The organism is Oceanirhabdus sp. W0125-5 (assembly GCF_027938815.1).
Lineage (GTDB): Bacteria > Bacillota > Clostridia > Clostridiales > Clostridiaceae > Oceanirhabdus.
In genome coordinates, this window is the sequence record NZ_CP115913.1 from 5632061 (window position 1) to 5655956 (window position 23896).

The window sequence follows — 23896 nt, forward strand, 5'->3', positions numbered from 1 at the left end:
GTTTCTAACTAAATCAACTTCAAATATAATTCTTCATAAGTTTGTGCTGAAACCTTCCAGCTATAATCACCATTCATAGCATTTTTAACTATTTCATACCAAACAGTTCTATCTTTATAATATTCAAGTGCTCTATTAATTGTGAAAAGCATATCGTGAGCATTATAATTTTTAAAACTGAACCCATTTCCCTCCATAGTGAATTCATTAAATGATTTAACTGTATCATTTAATCCACCAGTTTCTCTTACTATAGGAAGAGTACCATATCTAAGGGCTATCAATTGTGATAATCCGCAAGGTTCAAATCTTGAAGGCATTAAAAACATGTCACAACTAGCATAAATCTTATGAGCAAGGGAGGTATTAAATAATATATTTGATGATAACTTATGTGGATATCTACTTGCAAAATTTCTAAATATGGATTCAAAGTATTGGTCACCTGTTCCTAAAACAACCATCTGCACATCCTTAGCAAGCAGTTCGTCTAAAATATGAACCACTAAGTCTAACCCTTTCATACTATCTAACCTTGAAACAATTCCAATTAGAGGGACATCTTCTCTTTGAGGAAGATTCATAGCTTCTTGTAACTTTAATTTATTCTTTATTTTTTTATCAAATGAATCTATATTATAATTTTCATAAATAAAACTATCTTTTTCAGGATTGTAAATATCATAGTCAATTCCATTTACAATTCCAAATAAATCTTTACCCCTTTTTCTTAAAAGCCCATCTAACTTTTCACCATAATATTCACATTGTATTTCTTCAGCATAACTTTTACTCACAGTGGTAACTATATCTGAATAGTTGATTCCACCCTTCATAAAACTTACTCCACCATTAAATTCTAGCTTCTCAATATGGTTATATTCACTTCCTAAATTCAATAAGTCACCAAGGATTTCTGAGGAGAATATCCCTTGATATTTTAAATTATGGATAGTAAAAATTGTTTTTATATTCTTATAGTCCTTATCTTCACTATACTGTGCTTTTAACAACGGACTAATCATCCCTGTATGCCAATCATTACAATGAATAATATCTGGTTTGAAATCTATGTGTTTAATCATCTCTAAAACAGATTTATTAAAGAATGAAAATCTTTCAGCTTCATCGTAATATCCATATACCCCATAGCCTGAATCTCTTTTAAAGTAATATTCATTATCTATAAAATAATATGGCACACCTTCATATTCCATATATTCAATTCCACAGTATTGCTCTCTCCAACCTACTGGTACTTCAATACTTTTTAATAAAACCATTTCTTTCTTAAATTCTTCAGCGATAGCACTGTACTTTGGAATTACTACCCTTATATCTACTCCTGTTTTTCTAAGTTCTTTAGGCAAAGAAAATGCCACATCGGCAAGTCCCCCTGTTTTTATAAAGGGTACTGCTTCAGAAGCAACATATAATACTTTAATCAAGTTAACTAACCCCCTAACCTAAAACTATAATTTAAAATTTTTCCCTAATATTATTGGTTTTTTTGAGTCTCCGCATAATACCTTATGCCTACTTATATGAACATATTTATCTAATATGGCATGCTTTAAAACAGTATCTTCTTCAACAGTTCCTTTTGCCATAATTACACTATCCTTAACAACCGCACCTTTTCGAATCCTTACTCCCCTTGAAATGATACTATTTTCAACAGTACCTTCAATAATACAACCATTTGCAATGACAGAATTTTTAACATGAGAGTTCTCAGCATATTTTGTTGGTGCCTCATCCTTAATCTTTGTATAAATTCCTCCATTTTTATTAAATACTTCATGAGATACATTAATATCCAGCAACTCCATATTAGTTTTATAATAATTCTCCATTGAATTTACACATGATAAATACCCCTCAAAAGGATAAGCGTTTACATTTAAACGATTTATTTTATCAAATACAGCATCTTTTAAATTTAGATTTTCCCCAATTGTAATGCTGCTTTGGATTATTTCAATAAGCAAGCTTTTCTTCATAATATACATTTCCATAGAAATATTTTTACTATCGTTATTCCCTACATTTCTGCCAATACTAATTACATTCCTATCATTATCTAAATTTAAAGTATCACATCTTAAGAAACTATCATCACTGTCATCTACATTTTTATATAGAATTGTTATATCTGCATTGCTTTCTTTATGATACTTAAATGCTTCTTCATAATTAACATTGCATATCATATAACTTTTTGATAAAAGAACATATTTTTGTCTACTACGTTCAATATATTCAATATGATCTTTAAAATTTTTTATGTCTCCCTTACTAATTAATGTATCTGATGGATTAATCACAGGATTCATTATGAATAATCCATCTTTCTTTCTGTCTAAATCCCACTCTTTTCCCACTCTTAAATGCTCCATTAATGAGCGACATTTTCCTTGAGTAAAAACTGCCACATTTATCATACCTGAGTTAACCATATTTGAAAGTGTAAAATCAATAACTCTATACTTACCTCCAATTGGGATTGTAGCAATTGGTCTATTATATGTGAGTTCTCTAATTTGATCTTCTTGTTCACTTAAATTAATGATCCCCATTATATCTTGCATATTAATTCCCCCATTCAAAGTATTATTCACTTACTACAACAATCTCGTCTAGATTTTTACCTTCTATTGAATCTCCTGATTTCACAGTTATATTTTTCATAACTATAGCCTTATTAATAATTACATTATCTTCAATCTTAGCTCCAGGCATAATAACAGAATCAATAATTTTTGAATTTTTACCAACATAAACATCTGGAAACAACACGCTATTACTTACTTCTCCATGTATAATACATCCATCATTTAATATAGCTGATTTAACTTTTCCACTCTCACTAATATAGTGGGGTGGTCCAACAGGATCATTTGAATATATAGACCAGTTTGTGTCATGAATATTTAACTTATTATTCTCTTTTAATAAATCCATATTTGCTTCCCATAAACTTTTTACATTACCTACATCCTTCCAATATCCATCAAATTTATAGGCATATAAATCAACTCCATTATTTAACATCTTAGGTATTATATTTTTCCCAAAATCATTAGCTGAAGTTTCATCTTGTTCATCTTCAATCAAGTACTTTCTTAGTAATTTCCAATCAAATATATATACCCCCATAGAGGCTAAATTACTTTTAGCATTTTCAGGTTTTTCTTCAAATTCTATAATCTTATCATGATTATTAACATTCATTATTCCAAATCTATTTGTATCTTCCCATGGAACTGTAATTACAGCAATAGTAGCTCCAGCCCCCTTTTCCTTATGATATTCAAGAAGTAATGAATAATCCATTTTATAAACATGATCTCCTGATAAAATAAGTACATATTCTGGATCATATTTATCAATAAAGTTTTTATTTTCATAAACTGCATTTGCAGTACCTTTGTACCATCTTCCCCCACTACGCCCCATATATGGTGCTAAAATCGTAACCCCTCCATTGTTTCTATCAAATCCCCAAGGCCTTCCAATTCCTATGTGTGAATTTAATTCTAATGGTTTATATTGTGTAAGTACTCCAACTGTATCGATTCCTGAATTTGCACAATTACTTAATGTAAAATCTATAATTCTATACTTACCTCCAAATGGTACCGCAGGTTTTGCAATCTTTTTAGTTAGTATATTAAGTCTCGAACCTTGTCCACCAGCCAATAACATAGATATAATTTCTTTTTTATTTCTATTCATAAAATCCCCCTTAATGTATACCGATTATTTATAAATACATCAACTTTATTCCACGAATTGTTACTACTTGTTAAGAAACCATTGTGCTTTAGAAAAGCAAGTTGAAAGTTGAAAATTGAAAGTTGAAAACGTAGGATATTTCTCTTTGAGAAATTTTAATCATATTGTTCTTCGGACAAGAATAGGTTACTCGTTTCATCTTGATGAAACCTTGTGTTCTAAATTACAATATTTTATCTAAAGATAAAATGAGTAAACCCCTCTTATTCTAAGGAACAATAAAATGCAGTTTTGCGGAGCAAAACATCCATCGTTTTCCACTTTCCATTTTCAACTGTTCAGTTATGTTTTATGTCGTAATGTTTCTCAATTCTACATTATGTTTTTTTATGAACAGTGCTCCTAAAGGTGGAATTGTTAGAGTTATTGAGCATGGTTGATTATGCCATTCAAGATTATTTGCAATAAGCCTATCTTTATTTCTAACTCCTTCTCCACCATATTCTTCCCTATCACTATTAAATACTTCTTCATATTCCCCTAGGAAAGGAACCCCTATCTTATAATTTTTACGTAGAACAGGTGTAAAGTTGCACACAATAATCATAAAGTCTTCTTCCTTCTTTCCCTTTCTCATAAATGTTATTACACTCTGTTCATAGTTTTGATGATCTATCCAAGAAAATCCTCTTGAATCATCATCTAATTCATATAATGATTTTTCCTTTATATAAAACTTATTAAGTTCTTCCGTAAAATATTTCATTTTTTTATGGCTTTCGTATTTTTTTAACATCCAATCTAATTCCTTTTTATAATCCCACTCAATAAACTGAGCAAATTCATTTCCCATAAATGATAGTTTTTTTCCTGGATGAGCTATCATATAAGCAAAGAACACCCTGAGATTAGCAAATTTATTAAAGTAATCTCCTGGCATTTTTTCAATTAATGATTTTTTTCCATGAACTACTTCATCATGAGATAAAGGAAGTATGAACTTTTCAGAAAAAGCATACATGAACGAAAACGTAATTAAATTATGATGCCACTTCCTATATATAGGATCCATTTCCATGTACTTCAACATATCATTCATCCAACCCATATTCCACTTATAATCAAAGCCTAGCCCGCCTTTCTCAATAGCTCCTGTTACAAATGGCCATGCTGTTGATTCTTCAGCTATCATTAAAGCTTCTGGAAAATATCTAGCTATAGTCTGATTTAATTCTCTTATAAATTCTATTGCACTTAAGTTTTCTACTCCTCCATACTTATTAGGTATATACAACCCGTCTCTTTTCCCACTATTCAAATAAAGCATATAAGATACAGCATCAACTCTTAAGCCATCAATATGATAGATATCAAACCAAAACATAGCATTAGATATTAAAAAGCTCTTCACATTATTTTTTCCATAATCAAATGCAGCAGTTCCCCACTCTGAATTTTCAGCCATTATGGGGTTATCATATTCATAAAGACTTGTTCCATCAAATTTAAATAATCCATGTTCATCCTTACAAAAATGACAAGGTACCCAATCTAAAATAACTCCAATTCCAGCTTGATGACATTGATCTATAAAATACATAAAATCTTCTAATTTTCCATACCTGCTTGTGACAGAATAATAGCCAGTCACTTGATATCCCCACGAACCATCAAAGGGATACTCTGTAATTGGCAGCAATTCAATATGTGTATATCCCATTTTTTTAACATACTCAATAATTTCAACAACAATTTCTTTATACTCATAAAACTCATCATTATGTTTTTTTCTCCAAGAACCTAAGTGTAATTCATAAATATTTATTGGTTTTTCGTACTTAGCAATCTTCTTTTTCTCCTCTATCCATTCTTTATCATTCCATTTATAATTTTCTAGTGAAGTAATTACTGAGGCTGTATTTGGCCTTAATTCTGAATAAAATGCATAGGGATCTGCTTTTAACATAACGTCCTTTTCTTTCGTATATATCTCATATTTATAAATATCTCCTTCTTTTAGTCCCGAAATGAAAATATTCCATATACCAGTGCGCTCATTCTTTTTCATGGTATGATTTATACCATTCCATTTGTTAAAATCACCAACAACATTAATCTTTTCAGCGTTAGGGGCATAAACAGTAAAGCTTACCCCCTTTTCTCCTTTATATGACTTTAAATGAGCACCAAAAAATTTGTAGTTCTTATAATCCTTCTCTAATAGTAAATCACCTGAATCAAAATAGCTTTCACTAAAAGACTCCATTTCGTGATACATAATGCTCCTCCATTTTTTTAATTTAATACTTAAATTTTTTCTTAAATTTTCCTTAAATACATACTTTGATATTCTATTTTGCCAGATAATAAAATATTCCTAAAGTTATAAATTTTTCTCCCAAAATATAAAAGAGTATCTAACCAATTAGGTTAAATACTCTTTTATATTTGAAGCTTTATTATAAACTTACAACATTATTACGATTTGTCCCTTTTGCTTTATACAAAGCTTTATCTGCCATATATATAAATTTCTTAATAGCTAGTTTATCAGTTGGGACAACTGTATACGTCCCTAAACTTACAGTTATATGTTTTGAAACAGAGGAATATTCATGAGGGATAGCTAAGTCTTCAATCCTTTTTCTTATTTCTTCTGCAAATGAAAAAACCTGTTCTTTATTTGTATTAGGTAATACTATAGCAAACTCTTCACCACCGTATCTAGATGCAATAGCTGATATTTTTTTAGCATACTGTGATATGGCTTTTGCAACTTGTTTAAGACACTCATCTCCAGCTGGATGTCCATAGTTATCATTATATTGTTTAAAATAATCTATATCTAATAGAATCATTGATATAGGTTTTCTATGTACTAAAGAATCCTCCCATGTATTCTCTATGACTTCATCAAATTTATAACGATTATAACTTCCTGTTAATGAATCAGTATAAGAAAGTCGTTCTAATTCTTTGTTTTGTTGTTCTATTATTTTTCTATTATTAAATTGTGATATTCTGTTTTTAAATTGCTTTCTAGATATATACCATGACACAACTATTATGGTACTTGTATTTATAAAGTTCCCAAATAATATAGTGTCAGACTTTTGAATGTAGAATAAACATACAATAAATATTGTATGTACAAAAATAAATATTGCAAGTACAAAAATAGGCTCTAAATATGTAGCTATTGCAACAAATATAACGCCAGCTATATATACAACTGTTTGTCCGTAATGTAATTGATCTATGATAGATATTCCAGCTGCCCATAAAACCATAAACCCTGCGAAAGAAATTTCAATAATTCGCATCATCATAGTATTATTACAATTATTATCCCCTACTTTTTGAAAAAGAATTAGGAATACTATCATTACTATTATCATTAAAGCATACATAACAGTATAATACATGTTATGTACTTTAAATACTAGATTTTTTATGTCAGTAATTGAGATTATAAACATTATAACTTCAATTATTATAAATACTTTTGAAATAGTTTTTCCCATAGATAAATTAATTTCAAAATTTTCACTTCTAAATTCTTCTTTATATTTATCTTGAACTGAAATAAATATACATTCCTTTATTTTGTCCATACTCACATTTCATCACCTACTTGTTAGGATATAAATATTTTATTTTTTTCCAATATATTATTATTATACCACCAAAAAAAATGCTCAACAATTGTTGGGCATTTTCATTTATAAATTAATCAAATCTTCCATAGTATATAATCCATAATCTTTATTTACAATATATTTAGCTGCCTTAATAGCCCCTAAAGCAAAAACTTTTTTTGAAAATGCAGTATGCTTAATCTCAATTATTTCATCTAATCCAGCAAAAATCACATTATGCTCTCCACATATACTTCCTCCTCGGATAGCATGTATACCTATTTCATTTTTTGCTCTTTTTTCCTCATTCCCACTTCTTCCAAATACATATTTTTTTGAATTATCTAATTCTTTGTTTATTTCATCCGCTATCATAAAAGCACTTCCGCTAGGTGCATCTATTTTTTTATTGTGGTGTTTTTCAATAATTTCTATATCAAAATTTTCTTCTAAAACCACTGCTGCTTTTTTTACTAAATTAATTAACAGATTTAATCCTAGTGACGTATTTGCTGTGCATAACACAGGAATTTTTTTAGACGCTATTTTAATATCTTCTAAATCTTTTTTAGACAAACCTGTTGTAGCTATTAAAAGTGGAATGTTTCTTTCAACTGCATACTGTATTACATTAGGTAAACATTGAGGATTTGAAAAATCAATAATTACATCAACTTGCTCTTTACATTCAAATATACTAGTGTATACCGGATAAGAATTATTATTTTTTTTAGGATTTCTAGACAGACCAGCAATTATTTCTATACCTTTTTTCTCTTCAATTAAATTAGAAATAGCTCGTCCCATTGTCCCATTGCATCCACTTAGTATTAATTTCACTATTTGCCCTCCTAAAACTTTATATGATATCTATAAGCAGCTCTGCTATTTGAACTGTATTTGTAGCAGCTCCTTTCCTTATATTGTCAGCTACTACCCATAAATTAATCCCATTATCTAAACTAAAATCCCTCCTAATTCTTCCTACGTAAACTTCATTTGTTCCCTCTGCATTTATAGGCATAGGATATATATCGTTTTCAACATCATCTTGTACAATTATCCCATGAGCATTTTCTAGAACACTATAAACTTCTGTTAAATCAAATTCTTTCTCAAACTCTAAATTTATTGAGATACTATGTCCATGTCTTACAGGAACCCTAACAGTAGTAGCTGTAACTCTTAATGTGCTGTCATTTAATATCTTTTTAGTTTCCTCAATCATTTTTATTTCTTCCTTAGTGTATCCATTATCCATAAATACATCTATATGAGGAATACAGTTATATGCTATTTGATGAGGATATTTCTGATTAGGGATTCCTTCTATACCATTTTCTAAATCCATTATTCCTCCAACCCCTGATCCAGAAACAGCTTGATAAGTTGAATAAACTATTCTTTTTATTTTAAAAGCATCATTTAATACTTTTAAAGGCAAAACAGCTTGAATTGTAGAACAATTAGGATTTGAAATTATCCCCTTATTCCATTGAACATCTTCAGGATTTACCTCTGGAACAATTAAAGGAACATCTTGATCCATTCTCCAAGCACTACTATTATCAACTACTATAACTCCATTTTCTTTTGCTATAGGTGCATATCTTTTACTTATATCCCCACCTGCTGAAAATAAAGCAATATCAATATCTCTTTTGAATGAATCTTCATTTAATTCTTCTACTATATACTCACTACCATTAAACTCTACTTTATTTCCTGCTGACCTTTTAGAAGCAAATAAATATAAATTATTAATAGGGAACTTTCTTTCCTCTAAAACTTTTAAAAATGTTCTTCCAACCATTCCAGTGGCTCCAACAATTGCTATATTAACTTTTTTCATTATAATAAACTCCTTCACATATTTTCACAGCTGGCCCTGTCATATATATAGCACCATCAATTTGTTCTATTATTAGTTTTCCGCCCTTAACATGTACGTTAACTGTTTTTTCTGTATCATAAAGCATTGAACTTACAGCAGCACTTGCTGCTGCCCCAGTTCCACAAGCTAAAGTGATACCAACTCCTCTTTCCCAAGTAATAACTTCAATATTTGTTTTATCAATTATTCTAACAAAGTTAACGTTGGTCTTTAATGGAAATAATTTATGATTTTCAACTGCTTTCCCTAGTTCTTCTATGTTGATTTTATTAAAATCATCAACAAAAATTACAGTATGAATTGTTCCAATAACTAATCCACTTATATTTATAGTTTCTTCTCCAACTTTGATGTTTTTATCAATAAAGTTCTCTTCATTAGTATCAATAGGAATATCCTTTGATAAAAATATTGGGCTACCTAAATTGACCTTTACACTCTTAATTTTTTTATCTTCAATTATTACTTCTGGCTTCATAATTCCACCTAGAGTTTCTACTGTAAATCTTTCTTCTTTAATGATCTTGTTTTCATAAATGTATTTTGCAAAGCACCTTATACCATTTCCACACATAGGAGCCTGAGTTCCATCAGCATTATAAAATAGCATCTTTATATCAGCTATATTTGATTTTTCTACCACCATCATTCCATCAGCACCAATTCCATAATTTCTGCTGCATACTTTTTGTGCTAACTCATTATGATTTGGTAGTGTATTCTCTATTCCGTTAAAAATTATAAAGTCATTTCCTGTACCTTGTAATTTTTCAAATTGCAACATATTATTCCCCTCCTAGATACCTTCTTTTAGGTAATCTACAATTATAAGTTTAATTCCTTTGATAATACAGTTATTGCTTTAGTTTTATCATTTGAATCAATAGTGTAAGATATACTTATCTCTGAAGTTGTTACCTGTTTAAATTCAATATTATTATCTGAGAAAATTTTAAATACCTTACCTGCTACACCTGATTGATTCATCATTCCTATTCCTACAACAGATATCTTTGATATTTTTGAATCCTTTGATACTTCAATTTTCTTTAATTCATTCTTTAAACTTTCTATAACCTCATCAATTATAAAAACATCATTCTTTGATGCTGTAAAAGATACATTAACCAAACCATTAAACGGTGCAGTTTGACTTATCATATCAATATTAACGTTAGCTTTTGCCAATTTATCAAATATTAATGCAATATTTTTTGAATTATACTCAACATTATTTATTGTTATCATTAAAACATCATCTGTTGCTGTTAACCCTGTTATCATTTTATCTTCCATAGTTTCATCATACTCCTTTATATAAGTTCCTTTAACTTCTCCTGTATTTAATGCTACATATATAGGTACTTTAAATTTAAATCCAATTTCCACTGCTCTTGTTTCCATAACTCCAGCTCCTAGGCTAGCCATTTCCATCATCTCTTCATAACTTATAACGTCTAATTTTTTTGCTTCTGGAAAAACTCTTGGATCTACAGAATAAATTCCATCTACATCAGTATAAATTTCACATTCACAATTCAACTTTGCAGCTAATGCAACAGCAGTAGTATCTGAACCACCTCTTCCCAATGTTGTAATATCTCCATTATCATTTATTCCTTGAAATCCCGCTACAACAACAATTTTTCCATCTTTTAAATGATTTTTTATCTTTTCTATTTCAATTTTTGTAATACGGTTCTTAGTATGATTTCCTTCTGTGATAATCCCTGCTTGAAATCCTGTTAATGATATTGAATCATATCCATACTCTTTTAATGCCATTGACAATAATGAAATTGTCACCTGTTCACCAGTAGCTAATAACATGTCCATTTCTCTATTACATGGATTTTCTGATATGGATTTTGCCATTTCAACAAGCTTATCTGTTGATTTCCCCATTGCTGAAACAACAATTACCATATCCTTACCCTTTTTCTTTTCTTCTATTACTCTTCTGGCTATATTCTTAATTTTATCTATACTTCCTACTGAAGTTCCTCCATATTTTTGTACTAAGACATTCACCTATACTTCCTCCCTTTTCCTTATATCTTAAGTCTATTAAATCAATAAATCATTTCTAAGAATATCTTCATATGTTTCTCTTTTAACTGTTAATTTCGCATTTCCATCTTTAACAAACACTACTGCTGGTCTTGGAATTCTATTGTAATTACTAGCCATACTGTAATTGTATGCCCCTGTGCTAAGTACCGCTAAAATATCCTTTCTTTCAACTTCAGGTAATTCAATATCTTTTACTAACACATCTCCTGATTCACAACACTTTCCTGCAATTGTGTATGTTTCTATATTTTCTAAATTCATTTTATTTGCAATAACAGCTTCATATTTTGCACCATATAAAGCAGTTCGGGGATTATCAGTCATTCCTCCATCTACAAATATAAAATGCTTACCTCCATAAGTTAATTTAGTTCCTCCAACTTCATAAAGGGTTGTTCCTGCATTGGCAATTATTGCTCTACCTGGTTCAATCATGATCTTAGGCACGTTTAATCCAATGTGCATAGTCTTCTCTTTGATTAATAAAATCATATCCTTTAAACATTTCTCTAAATTAATTGGTGTATCTTCTTTTGAGTAGTAGACTCCAAATCCTCCACCTAGATTTAACTCTTCAGTAATAAAACCACACTCTACTCTTACTCTATCTAGAAATTGAAGCATTACTGAAATACCTTGATAAAATGATTGTTCCTCAAAAATTTGTGATCCAATATGACAGTGAAATCCTTTTAAAGTTACTCTTCTACTATTTTTAAATTTACTTAATAAAGAACATATATCTTCACAAAAAATAGACTCTCCAAATTTTGAATCATTCTTTGAAGTTTGAATATATTCATGAGTATGAGCATCAATTCCTGGGTTTACCCTTAGTAATACATCAATTTTTTTATCCAATTCTTCACATAGATATTCTAATAACTCCAGCTCCTGTCTATTATCAACAACTATTCGTCCTATCCCTGCTTCGATAGCCATAATCAATTCATCTCTTGTTTTATTATTTCCATGCATATAAATTTTCTGTGCTGGAAACTCTGCCCTTAGCGCTGTATACAGTTCCCCTCCTGACACAACATCTAGAGAAAGCCCTTCTTCTGATATAAGCTTACAAATGGCTAAATTTAAAAAAGCTTTAGATGCATAGATTACTTCAGTGTCAATTCCCTCCATGGCAAAGTTATTTTTAAAAGTTCTACAATTTCCTCTAATTAAATCTTCATCAACAACATATAAAGGAGTACCAAACTCTTTTGTTAATTTAACAGAATCACATCCACCTATTTGTAAATTACCATTGTTATTCATCTTCATCGTTCCAAAAAATCTCATTTACTCTCTCCTCCCAAATCTCATTAGTTAGTTAATTTATCACAATTATTCTTCCTATTATCTATACTTATTGTTTTTTTACAAAATAAAAAAAACAGTCATGAGCAAAAGGCACTCATGACTGTTTTTATATACAAAAAATTAAATACATAATCTAAGCACATACTTCTTCCAAAGAAATATATGGAAATGTATAAAGATTCATAAAAACAAAACCTCTTGCCCCAACATAAAACAGCGCTCCCTTAGAAAACTGGGCTATTAACTAAAGACAGTACTATGCTTATTCAACATAGTCCCAATACATTGAGAATTTCTCTCTGTACTTCGGCAGTTGTTCCTTTCCTATACAATCAATCTATATAGTACTAATAACAACCGCGGCCTCTGTAATATATTGTTTACGTATATTCAATTTTAGAATTATTAGTAGTCTAACAAAAAAATAATTTAATATCAAGTACTAATTTATCCCATGATGATATTTTTTTACACTCTTTTTCTTTCCCACTTTCCTCTTTTGTACGCTGTAAGTATAACCATCATTTCACCAAAATCTGCTGCTATATATGTCATACATACCCATTCAATAGGAAGCTTTAATATTATAACTACTAAAATCATCATAGGGATTTGTACAATCCATCTTCCAACAACACTTGATATTAGGTACGGAGCATTATATCCTGAACCTGAAAAAACACTTCCGTATCCCATAACAACCCCCGCCAAAATAAGCCCTGGAGTAATTATTCTCATCATTGGAATACCAATTTTAATAACTTCAGGTTCATTTATAAATATCCCCATAATTCTCTCTGGAAAAATAAATGCAATTATAGATACAAGTATCATCAATGAAGCACCATATACAGCTGCATATTTTGCTGTAGCTTTTGCCCGTTCTGAATTTTCAGCCCCAAGACACTGGCCAACTATTGTGCTGCTACCCATAGATAGTCCCAATAGAGGCATAAATGCAAACCCAAATATTCTATTTCCTATACCCATTGCTGCTACTGCCGCAGTTCCATAAAGAGTAATAAATTTTAAGGTAACTATTCCAACAAGATTTCTTACTAACCCTTCAACTCCATTTGGAAGCCCTATAGTTATAAGCTTTTTATCAATTTCAGAATTTAATTTAAAAAGTCTTTTCACTTTAATTTTCACCTTAGTTTTATTTGATAAAACAAAAGCAAATGCAATAAGGAATGAAATAGTAATTGAAATTACAGTTGCTAATGCAGCTCCAAAGACACCTAATCCAAAACCTGGGATTGACGTTCCTGGAATCACATCAAATATAAATATGGGATCTAATATTATATTTAAAAATGCCGAAATAATCATAATTATCATTGGCTTTAAAGAATCCCCTACACATCTGAATGCTGTATTAACAGTATAAGATGAAAACATTATTGGTAAAAAGAAAATACGAATATAACCATAACTTAGAGCTGCTTGAGAAACAGCTGGGTCATCAGTAAAAAAGCCAAGTAATGGTCTTAGTATAATTGAAAAAATGATTCCTGCTATCACAGCCACAAGAGCCTTAAAAGTTAAGGTTTGTTCTATACATAAACTTGTTCTATCTTCATCGCCCTTTCCATAACTTTGTGAAATCAAAGAGATTGAACTTGTACCTATTATTTCATTCAAAACGTTAACAATCCAAAACATTGTTGAAAAAATAGTAACTCCTGCTACAGCCTCAGCTGAAATTTTACCTATCCAAATCATGTCAACTAAATCATAAAACATTTGAAACATAAAACCTAGCATAGTAGGTGCTGCCATTAAAAAAAGATTTTTGCTAATACTTCCCTCTAATAGATTTCTTGAACCCTTCCCCTTCATAAATACCCCCCAATTATTATGTCTTAAGATAACAGTCACTACAGAATATTATACCTTTTATGTTAATAACTTTAAAGTTTAATTGAATAACCTTATAGCTACTAGGCTAAAATAATCAATATCTATGATATAATTTTTAAGAATTATATTTTACTAAGTCTTCATGGAGGAACCCTATGGCATATAACATCATAGACATATTAGATAAGACTATACATATGGCAGAAAAAAGAAAACAATTATACTTAAATATAGATTATATGGGACAGGATAAACAAAAGTTCCAACTAATTCAATCAGTTTTAATTAGAAGTATAGAACGGGAAATTAAATATTATGAAGATATAATACATGATTTAAAAGATATGAATTTAGAAATTATTGATTTTAGAATATATGATAAGATATCTTTCTTAATGAACCAATTTAATAACAAAATTTACTATGAAAAAATTGATAATATTCCTAAGTTAATTAAATGGACAGCAGCTTTGCATAAAGACATCTTTGCATTATTTATGAGTATTCAAGGTAAATTAGTTACATCAGAAAGTGATTTTGAAACTTTTGCTTATAAGATATTATCTAATGTTTTAATTAGAAAAGAAAAGACAATTAAAGAACTTGAAAGATTATTATAGATATTCCAGTATAAAAGTTGATTTATTAAAATAGATTAGATGTAATTCTACCAAAAAGAATTTTTGAAGTAAAAAATAAAGATTAAAGAATAGAAAATAAATCATGTTTTTTTCCCTATTCTTTAATCTTTATTCTTTATTCTTTAAATACAAGTATTCATTTCATATAAACTATTATTTAATGCCTATTCTTACTCTATAACCAAAAGTACAGTCTACTTTTTTCTCTCCTAATCGTTCCATAACAATTTCTTTAAATCCCCTTATCTTTTCATTAATTTCAGGAATATTCTCTTTAATAATCTTCTGAAATGCCCCTTGACTCTCAGCAAATCCTATAAACTCCTTAGCCCCCATTTTTAGCTTACTATGTACTACAAATTCTCTTATAAATCTAAAGTTATTACTTTTTCTCATAGTATCTAGATATTCTCCTATGGTCCAGAGTTTGCACTTATTTTCATGGTTACAATCCAATATTGCATAGATTTCATGGAAAAGTTCTTTGTAGGTTTTCTCTACTACCCAATCTATAGTAGGGGGTTGGTCATGATTGTAAATTGCCATGATTCCACCTTCAACCAAAATTCGTGAAACTTCCTTTATGGTACTTTCAGGCTCCATCCATTGAAATGATGATGAAAACGTCACAACATCAACCTTGTCTGATTCAAGTTTAGTATCATTACCATATCCAAGATTAAATATAACATTTTCTTTATTACACTTTCCTTTTGCTTTATTTATCATATCTTGGTTAGGCTCAATTCCTATTACTTCATGTGCGTATTCACTCCAAATAAATGTTGATAACCCTGTACCACATCCTAAATCTGCTACTATTTCAGGTTTTCTTCCAATATATTGAATGATATTTTCAACTATTATCTTTGGTGGTACTGGTCTGAATTTATCATAGCAATCCACAAATCCTGAAAATCTCTCTACATTACTCTCATTAATCACTATATATCACTCCCCATTTTTCCCATTCATTCTCTTAACCTTATGCACTAGAAGATATTCATCATTTTGAAATATTACTGCCCCTACTGCTCTACGTATTCTTTTTTCACTCATCTATCATCACTTTTCCAATATATAATAATTTTTTTAATTCAATGGAATCATAAGCTCCATCTAATATCCCCTTAACATCTTTCAGTGTATCCTTCAGCGATACCCACGTTCCTGGTTTTCCAGTTACATCTTCCACAACGTATTGTGGTTGAGATAGATAAGCCTCTAACCGTTCTCCTCGTTTATATGTCAAGATATCCTTCCCTTTAAGTATATCTTCTCCTTGTATATTAACTAAAAGATTTAATTCTCTATAACGACGAAGTAATTTACGCGCTCTTTGCTGTATATTTAAATGTTCATTTCTTACCCTATCCCCCTCTAATAAAGTTGATGTGGAGTATATAGGATCTATTGATGGATATAATCCTCGTTTTGCCAGTGTAACATCAAACTTCATCAGAGTATCTAATGGTCCATAAGGCACCACCTCATCAATTGTATTACCAATAATATCTACAAGAATAGTTGTTATCTTCCCTTCTTGTAATTCTTCTATAAGTTTATTTAATTTATTTAACTCACCTGATATTACAACGCTTCTATCCGCTATTAATACTAAGTCCCTACCACTCTGATTTGATGATATATATTCCTTTACTTCTTCAAATGTATTACAAATAACAGATGCCTCATCTATGACACATTTTAATCTTGAATCCTCACTTTCTGGTTTCCAAAAAACAGTTGTGTATCCACTACGCTTCATTCTATGGCATAGCTCAGCTACTAATGACATCTGTCCACTTCCAAGTCTAGCTACCAACCCAACAGTTCCTTCATGTATTAATGGAACAAAAAGATCTATAACCTTTATTCCTGTTTCTATCATCTTGATCTCTTCCTCTTGAATTATCAATTCATCTAATCCACAACCTGCTAACTGCGCAAGGGTTACAATTGTTCTAACTTCAGCTCTTTCCACTGAAGTCTTTCCTGTGCATAAATTAGAAACAGTTGCGGCTCTTAACCCCGCTAACTTAGCAGCCATTGTAAGGTTAGGTACCCTACTTCGAAGTAATGGTACATTCAACTTAAGATTTCCTCTCATAATATACCTCCCTTTACTTTAAATAGTAATTTATTTTACTCTGAAACGCAATACCTTTTATTATATTTTTTCCCAATATATTTCACTAACATTTAATCTCATATAATTCCCTTGATAAATAATTCTATTATTTTCCGTTTTCATTAACAATTATTAGCTAAAACATTCGTTAAAAAATAAATAAATGCAATTTTTTTTTGAAAATAATAACCTTTTTAAATGGTATTTCAAAACTTTAAACATAATATTAGTTCTAAAATACCATTTCCTATAAATATTTTTTTAACATTTTAATTTAATATAAAAAAGCATTTTTTAATCTATTAATGGTATTGTCCTATTTTCATCGCATGATTCGCCAGCATAACTAATCATATTTCGTTAAATATTGAACAAATTTTACCTTGTTAAAGTATTATTAATTATTGTTAATTTTTTGTTTAAGTTACATAATAATAAAATAAGAATTTTCAGAAAAATTCATTTTTAATGTAGAATAATGTTATTATATATATACAGATTATAAATTAATAAGTCATATTTAATAATATATTTGATTTTATTATATTCTATATCCCTGTTTAGTGATTAATAAGGATTAGAATTGTTGGTAATTAAAAAATTTAAACACTTATGAAAAAGGGGGAGTTCTATGGGACTTTTAACTTTTAAGAGAGGTATTCACCCTCCACATGGCAAAAAGTTAAGTGAAGATAAAAACATTGAAACACTGCTTCCAAAAGGTGATTTGGTTTTCCCTATGTCACAACATATTGGTGCACCTTGTGAACCTTTAGTAAAAAAAGGAGACAGGGTTTTAGTAGGTCAAAAGATAGGTGAAGCTACAGCATTTGTTAGTGCACCTATTCATTCAAGCGTTTCAGGTATTGTTAAGAATGTTATACCAATGCCTCATTCCAATGGAACAAAAGTAATGTCAGTTATCATTGAAAATGACAATACTTATGAGGAAGTTGATACAATGCTTCCAAATGAAAATTATGAAAGCATGTCAAAAGAAGAATTGGTAAAGATCATTAAAGAAGCTGGTATTGTTGGTATGGGTGGTGCTTGTTTCCCAACACATATCAAATTAACTCCACCAGAAGATATGAAAATTGACAGCATACTTATAAATGCTGCCGAGTGTGAGCCTTATCTAACATGTGACTACAGAATGATGCTTGAAAAACCATCAGAAATAATCACAGGATTAAAGATTATTCTTAAAATGTTCCCAGGAGTTAAGGGATACATCGGAATTGAGGATAATAAACCTAAAGCAATTCAAGCTATGAAAGAAGCTGCTAAAGGTATTGATAACATTGAAATTAAAACAGTAAAAACAAAGTACCCTCAAGGAGCTGAAAAACAGCTAATATACGCTATAACTGGACGTGAAGTTCCTTCTGGAAAACTTCCAGCTGCTGCAGGTTGTGTGGTGCAAAATATCGATACTGTATATGAGATATATAACGCAGTAGTAAATGGACGTCCTTTAATGGAAAGAGTTGTTACTGTTACAGGAGAAGCTGTTAAAGATCCTAAAAACTTTAGAGTCAAGTTTGGAACTTCAATGACTGAGCTTATTGAAGCTGCTGGTGGATTTAAAGAAGATCCAGTTAAAGTTATCTCTGGTGGACCTATGATGGGGACAACCCTAAGTTCATTAGATGTACCAGCTATCAAAGGAACGTCTGGAATTTTATGCTTAACAAAGAAACAAGCTGTATTACCTGAAGAATCAAATTGTATTAGATGTGGTAAATGCGTTGATGCATGCCCAATGTTCTTAATACCTTCTAAACTTAATTCTTTAGTTCTTAGAAATGAATATGAAGATTTCGAGAAAAATCATGGTATGGATTGTATTGAATGTGGTTGTTGTTCATTCGCTTGTCCAGCAAAACGTCATTTAACACAAACTTGCCGTCAAGGAAAAAGAACTATTATTGCTAATAGAAGAAAAAATACGGCTAAGTAGGAGGAAAACGTATGTCAGATAGAATGTTTACAGTATCATCATCTCCACATATTCGTTCAAATGATACTGTTCAAGGAATAATGAGAGATGTTGTAATAGCTTTACTACCGGCTACTATAGCGGGAATATATTTCTTTAAAATGCAAGGACTTTTAGTTATACTTGCTTCAGTACTTTCATGTGTAGGAGCAGAGGCACTGTGGCAAAAACTAACACATAGAAAAGTTACAATTTGTGATTTAAGTGCAGTTATAACAGGACTTTTACTTGCTTTTAACCTTCCAGCACATGTGCCATTATGGCTTCCTGTGGTAGGTGGTTTTATAGCAATTATTGTAGTTAAACAGTTCTTTGGTGGACTTGGACAAAATATTGTTAACCCAGCTTTAGCTGCTAGAGCAGTACTTTTAGCATCATGGCCTGTTCATATGACTAATTGGACTGTTGATGGAGTATCAACTGCAACACCTTTAGGAGTTTTAAAAGAAGGTGGAACTGCAGTTGCTGGATTAATGGATGTTTTAATTGGAAGCACAGGTGGTTGTATAGGAGAAACTTCAGCCATTGCACTTTTAATAGGTGGTGCTTATCTATTATACAGAAGAGTAATAAGCTGGCATATTCCAGTATCATATATTGCAACAGTATTTGTTTTAACAACAGTAATCGGTAGAAATGGATTCATGACTGGCGATGGATTATTTGAAGTTCTTTCAGGTGGTTTAATGATTGGTGCTTTCTTTATGGCTACTGATTATACAACATCACCAATGTCTAAAAAAGGACATCTTATATTCGGAATAGGATGCGGTATTCTAACTTCTATTATTCGTATATTTGGAGGTTACGCTGAAGGTGTTTCTTATTCAATATTAATAATGAATTTAGCAGTACCTTTAATTGATAGCTACACAACTCCTAGAGTATTTGGGGAGGTAAAATAGATGAAAAATAATATAAGACTTGGAATGATTTTATTATTAATTGCTGCTCTTGCAGGATTATCTTTAGGAGCAGTTCACAGTATAACAGCTGAGCCAATAGCTAAAGCCAAAGCAAGTGCAAAGCAAAATGCTATGAATGAAATACTTAAAGCAGATGAATTTAAAGATTCTCAAATTGAACTTCCTGATAATATACTTGAAGTTAATGTAGGATATAAAGGTGAAGAAATTATTGGATATGCTATAAAGGTATCCCCTAAAGGTTATAGTGGAGCTGTAGAAATTATGGTAGGTATTTACACTGACGGTACAATTGGTGGAATTAAAATCTTATCTCACTCAGAGACTCCTGGTCTTGGTGCAAATGCTCCTAAGCCTCAGTTTTCAGGACAATTTACAAACAAATCTACAAATAAAGAATTAGAAGTTGTAAAAGGTTCAGCTTCAACTGAAAATCAAATAGAAGCTATAACTGGAGCAACAATAACTTCTAGAGCAGTAGTTAATGGAGTTAATGATGCTGTAGAGTTCTATAATTCTAATTTGAAAGGAGAATAACACCATGAGCATAATATCCGATAGATTAAAAACTGGTATTATAGATGAAAATCCAATTTTTGTACAAGTTATTGGAATGTGTCCAACACTAGCTGTTACGTCAAGTGCAGTAAATGGTGCTGGTATGGGACTTGCTTCTACAGCAGTTTTAATTGGTTCCAATGTAGTAATATCATTACTTAGAAAAGTTATACCAAAAGAAATACGTATTCCAGCATTCATTGTAATAATCGCAAGTTTTGTTACAATACTGCAATTCTTATTAGAAGGTTATGCCCCTGCATTAAACGAGCAACTGGGAATTTTCATCCCTCTTATAGTTGTTAACTGTTTAATATTAGGAAGAGCCGAAGCTTATGCTTCAAAGAACAATGTTTTTAGTTCAATATTTGATGCCATCGGAATGGGTCTAGGATTCACAATTTCTCTAACAGTACTTGGTGCTATAAGAGAGATCTTAGGTAACGGTACAATCTTTGATGGAAGTGCTTTAGCATTACGTGTAATGCCTGCTTCATATGAACCTGCATTAATTATGGTTCTTGCACCAGGTGCATTCATAACTCTTGGTATTTTAATGGCAATTCTTAATCAAAGAAAAATCAATAAGAGAAAAAAAACTAATTAATTATAAGACTATAAATTCTTACAGAATAAATTAATTTCTGGAAAGGTGGAGGACTATGAATCTTTTTACTATTTTCATAGCAGCAGCTCTAGTTAATAACGTAGTACTTGCTCAATTCCTAGGTATATGTCCATTTTTAGGGGTTTCTAAAAAGGTTGATACAGCTAAAGGAATGGGAATGGCAGTTACATTTGTTATGCTGCTTGCGTCAACTATATCTTATTTAGTATATGAATTTGTTTTAGTTCGTTACGATATTAAATATTTATATACAATTGCATTTATTTTAGTAATTGCATCTCTAGTACAGTTAGTAGAGGTTATTATAAAGAAAACAAACCCAGCACTATATAAATCATTAGGAATATTCCTTCCTCTGATTACAACAAACTGTGCAGTGCTTGGTATAGCTATTAATAATATGAACGAAGGCTTTACTTTAATCCAATCACTTGTTAACTCATTAGGTTGTGCTTTAGGTTTCACATTAGCTATCGTACTTCTTGCAAGCTTAAGAGAGAGATTGGAAGAAAACACAAATATTCCAGAGGCTTTAAAAGGGCTTCCTATTACATTAATAACATCTGGATTAATGGCAATAGCATTCCTTGGCTTCTCAGGATTAGTATAGGGAGGTACGACATATGGATTTAACTAGTTTAATTCTACCTGGTATAACACTTGGAATTATGGGACTTGCTTTCGGTTTAATATTAGGATATGCTTCTAAGAAATTTGAAGTTAAGGTTGATCCAAAAATCCCATTAGTTAGAGATGCATTTCCTGGTGCTAACTGTGGTGGTTGTGGATTTGCTGGATGTGACGCTTATGCGGAAGCAATAGTAACAAACGGTGCCCCTCCAAACTTATGCGGACCTGGTGGAGCTGCTTGTACAGAAAAAATTGCTGGTATCTTAGGTGTTACTGTTGAAGATTCTAAACCAATGGTTGCCTTTGTACAATGTAATGGTACATGTAATAATGCTAAAGAAAAATATGAATACTATGGAATAAAAGATTGTAATCAAGCAGTTGTTGCACCTGGTGGTGGTTCAAAAGCTTGTAGCTATGGATGTCTTGGTCTTGGAAGTTGTGTAACAGTATGTAATTTTGATGCACTTAAGATTGAAGATGGTATAGCAGTTATTGATGAAGATAAATGTGTTGCTTGTGGTGCTTGTGTAGGTGCTTGTCCTAAAGGAGTTATTGGTATGGTACCAAAGAACTCTCTAGTACGTATTGATTGTAACACTCACGATAGAGGTAAAGATGTAAAATCTAGTTGTTCAGTAGGATGTATAGGATGCACGCTTTGTATAAAAGCTTGTCCTAAAGACGCAATGGTTATGGATAATAACCTTCCTGTTATTGATTATGATAAGTGTGTAAACTGTGGATTATGCGCAAAGAAATGTCCAACAAGTGCAATACTGAACTTACGTCAAAGCAAAGCTACTCCAAAGGCAGCACCTGCTGCTAAAGAAGAAGCGGCTGTAACTAAGGAATAGGAGGCTGAGAACTTTGGAAGAAGTGGGATTTGTAAAATCAATTAATGGTGATTTAGCCAATGTTGTTTTCCCTAGAAAATCTGGATGCGGAGGTAATTGTGGAGGTTGTACTGGTGGATGTGCTTCTAGTTCTGAAACAATTGAAATCAAGAATACCTTAAATGTTTCAGTTGGTACTAGAGTACAGGTTGGTATTAAAAAGAGTATTTTCTCCAAAATGATATTTTGGGCATATATTTTCCCTACTATCATGTTTGCAATTGGATTAACTGCTGGATTAACCTTCTTCAAAAGTTCTGGCTATGGTAATTATGAACTTTTAGGAGCATTTACCGGATTCATTTTATTAGGGATATCTTACTTCTTATCAGGTAAAATTGATAAGAAAGTTAGTAAAAATAATGAATATGAATTTCAAATGCTGAAAATAGTCAAGTAAAAAGCTCGCTAAGCGTGCTCTTGAAACAAATGTATAATTGATAATGTAAAATGTATAATGAATGATGCTTCTCACTTACGTGAGAAGCTATTTTTTTTTGTTCTTTAGATAAAGAAAGGTTTATTTATTTTATTTAAAATAAAATATTGATTAAAATTTCTCGTAGAGAATTATCCTTCGTTTTCCACTTTCAACTGTACGTTTTCCATTATGTTTTATCTACTCACTTTTCACTTCAGAATTATTTCTTTTAAATCAATAATTCATTTTCTTTTACCTCTTTATCACTAGAGCATGATATATCAAATGCACCTTAAAGAACTTTCACAATTAATTATCAAAAAAATATAAAATAAGTAAGAGATATGAAATAAAAAGTAAGAATTGCGAAATTTCATTTACATATTGAATAAATTTATAAAAAGTATTATAGTGTAACTGCCAAAGGAAATAAATTCATATTTACCCATAATATTATACATTAATGCACTAAATTGAATTTTAAATTTGGTTTTATAGTTGAGTATAGTATATATTAGGCCTAATAATTACTTGTTTAAC

The 23896-nt window shown here is 30.6% G+C and carries 21 protein-coding genes and 1 riboswitch; of the genes, 8 read left to right on the plus strand and 13 right to left on the minus strand.

All coding sequences use genetic code 11. From position 1 onward, the window contains the following. Window positions 1–8: 8 nt before the first annotated feature. The 11 genes from glgA to OW730_RS26215 form a co-directional block, all read right to left on the minus strand. On the minus strand, window positions 9–1445 hold the full coding sequence (gene glgA / locus OW730_RS26165) for a glycogen synthase GlgA (protein ID WP_271229631.1): 1437 nt from the start codon (window positions 1443–1445) through the stop codon (window positions 9–11). A gap of 27 nt (window positions 1446–1472) precedes the next feature. Then, window positions 1473–2591, minus strand: coding sequence for a glucose-1-phosphate adenylyltransferase subunit GlgD (glgD, locus tag OW730_RS26170; protein WP_271226999.1), 1119 nt, complete (start codon window positions 2589–2591; stop codon window positions 1473–1475). 22 nt (window positions 2592–2613) lie between these two features. Beyond that, window positions 2614–3738: a glucose-1-phosphate adenylyltransferase gene (locus tag OW730_RS26175; RefSeq protein WP_333781249.1), complete on the minus strand. Its 1125-nt coding sequence runs from the start codon at window positions 3736–3738 to the stop codon at window positions 2614–2616. A gap of 349 nt (window positions 3739–4087) precedes the next feature. After that, the gene (gene glgB / locus OW730_RS26180) at window positions 4088–6016 is read right to left on the minus strand and encodes a 1,4-alpha-glucan branching protein GlgB (protein WP_271227000.1); all 1929 of its coding nucleotides are present in this window, start codon (window positions 6014–6016) and stop codon (window positions 4088–4090) included. 181 nt (window positions 6017–6197) lie between these two features. Then, window positions 6198–7352, minus strand: a complete 1155-nt coding sequence (locus OW730_RS26185; protein WP_271227001.1) for a GGDEF domain-containing protein — start codon at window positions 7350–7352, stop codon at window positions 6198–6200. Window positions 7353–7460: 108 nt separating this feature from the next. Continuing rightward, entirely contained in the window at window positions 7461–8219 is a 759-nt protein-coding gene (gene dapB, locus OW730_RS26190) for a 4-hydroxy-tetrahydrodipicolinate reductase (protein ID WP_271229633.1), read from the minus strand. Window positions 8220–8235: 16 nt separating this feature from the next. Next, on the minus strand, window positions 8236–9228 hold the full coding sequence (locus OW730_RS26195) for an aspartate-semialdehyde dehydrogenase (protein WP_271227002.1): 993 nt from the start codon (window positions 9226–9228) through the stop codon (window positions 8236–8238). Next, complete coding sequence (dapF, locus tag OW730_RS26200) at window positions 9215–10054, minus strand: diaminopimelate epimerase (RefSeq protein ID WP_271227003.1); 840 nt, start codon at window positions 10052–10054, stop codon at window positions 9215–9217. Before dapF ends, OW730_RS26195 begins: the two co-directional genes overlap by 14 nt. A gap of 41 nt (window positions 10055–10095) precedes the next feature. Continuing rightward, window positions 10096–11301, minus strand: a complete 1206-nt coding sequence (locus OW730_RS26205) for an aspartate kinase (RefSeq protein ID WP_271227004.1) — start codon at window positions 11299–11301, stop codon at window positions 10096–10098. 36 nt (window positions 11302–11337) lie between these two features. After that, window positions 11338–12639 (minus strand): diaminopimelate decarboxylase, encoded by a 1302-nt coding sequence (lysA, locus tag OW730_RS26210; protein WP_271227005.1) that lies wholly within the window; start codon window positions 12637–12639, stop codon window positions 11338–11340. A gap of 227 nt (window positions 12640–12866) precedes the next feature. Next, a riboswitch (Lysine riboswitch) is annotated at window positions 12867–13037 on the minus strand. Between the two features lie 91 nt (window positions 13038–13128). Next, window positions 13129–14502 carry an MATE family efflux transporter gene (locus OW730_RS26215; RefSeq protein WP_271227006.1) on the minus strand — a complete coding sequence of 458 codons (1374 nt, stop codon included), beginning with the start codon at window positions 14500–14502 and terminating at the stop codon, window positions 13129–13131. A gap of 176 nt (window positions 14503–14678) precedes the next feature. On the opposite strand from OW730_RS26215, the gene OW730_RS26220 reads away from it, so the two are divergent. Next, complete coding sequence (locus OW730_RS26220) at window positions 14679–15143, plus strand: hypothetical protein (RefSeq protein ID WP_271227007.1); 465 nt, start codon at window positions 14679–14681, stop codon at window positions 15141–15143. A 174-nt stretch (window positions 15144–15317) separates the two neighbouring features. Here the strand turns inward: OW730_RS26220 and OW730_RS26225 are convergent, their stop codons facing one another. Both OW730_RS26225 and OW730_RS26230 read right to left on the minus strand, forming a co-directional pair. Continuing rightward, window positions 15318–16109, minus strand: a complete 792-nt coding sequence (locus OW730_RS26225) for a class I SAM-dependent methyltransferase (protein WP_271227008.1) — start codon at window positions 16107–16109, stop codon at window positions 15318–15320. Between the two features lie 106 nt (window positions 16110–16215). Further along, window positions 16216–17274 carry an ATP synthase beta subunit C-terminal domain-containing protein gene (locus tag OW730_RS26230; RefSeq protein WP_271227009.1) on the minus strand — a complete coding sequence of 353 codons (1059 nt, stop codon included), beginning with the start codon at window positions 17272–17274 and terminating at the stop codon, window positions 16216–16218. Between the two features lie 652 nt (window positions 17275–17926). On the opposite strand from OW730_RS26230, the gene rsxC reads away from it, so the two are divergent. Genes rsxC through OW730_RS26265 form a run of 7 tightly spaced genes read left to right on the plus strand, consistent with a single transcriptional unit; the run spans window position 17927 to window position 23335 of the window. Continuing rightward, window positions 17927–19258 (plus strand): electron transport complex subunit RsxC, encoded by a 1332-nt coding sequence (gene rsxC / locus OW730_RS26235; RefSeq protein ID WP_271227010.1) that lies wholly within the window; start codon window positions 17927–17929, stop codon window positions 19256–19258. Between the two features lie 11 nt (window positions 19259–19269). After that, window positions 19270–20202, plus strand: a complete 933-nt coding sequence (locus OW730_RS26240; RefSeq protein WP_271227011.1) for an RnfABCDGE type electron transport complex subunit D — start codon at window positions 19270–19272, stop codon at window positions 20200–20202. Next, complete coding sequence (locus tag OW730_RS26245; protein WP_271227012.1) at window positions 20203–20760, plus strand: RnfABCDGE type electron transport complex subunit G; 558 nt, start codon at window positions 20203–20205, stop codon at window positions 20758–20760. Window positions 20761–20764: 4 nt separating this feature from the next. Further along, complete coding sequence (gene rsxE / locus OW730_RS26250) at window positions 20765–21388, plus strand: electron transport complex subunit RsxE (RefSeq protein WP_271227013.1); 624 nt, start codon at window positions 20765–20767, stop codon at window positions 21386–21388. A gap of 55 nt (window positions 21389–21443) precedes the next feature. Next, on the plus strand, window positions 21444–22019 hold the full coding sequence (gene rsxA, locus OW730_RS26255) for an electron transport complex subunit RsxA (protein ID WP_271227014.1): 576 nt from the start codon (window positions 21444–21446) through the stop codon (window positions 22017–22019). 13 nt (window positions 22020–22032) lie between these two features. Then, window positions 22033–22896 (plus strand): RnfABCDGE type electron transport complex subunit B, encoded by an 864-nt coding sequence (locus OW730_RS26260; RefSeq protein ID WP_271227015.1) that lies wholly within the window; start codon window positions 22033–22035, stop codon window positions 22894–22896. 22 nt (window positions 22897–22918) lie between these two features. Continuing rightward, the gene (locus tag OW730_RS26265; protein ID WP_271229634.1) at window positions 22919–23335 is read left to right on the plus strand and encodes a SoxR reducing system RseC family protein; all 417 of its coding nucleotides are present in this window, start codon (window positions 22919–22921) and stop codon (window positions 23333–23335) included. Window positions 23336–23896: the final 561 nt, after the last annotated feature.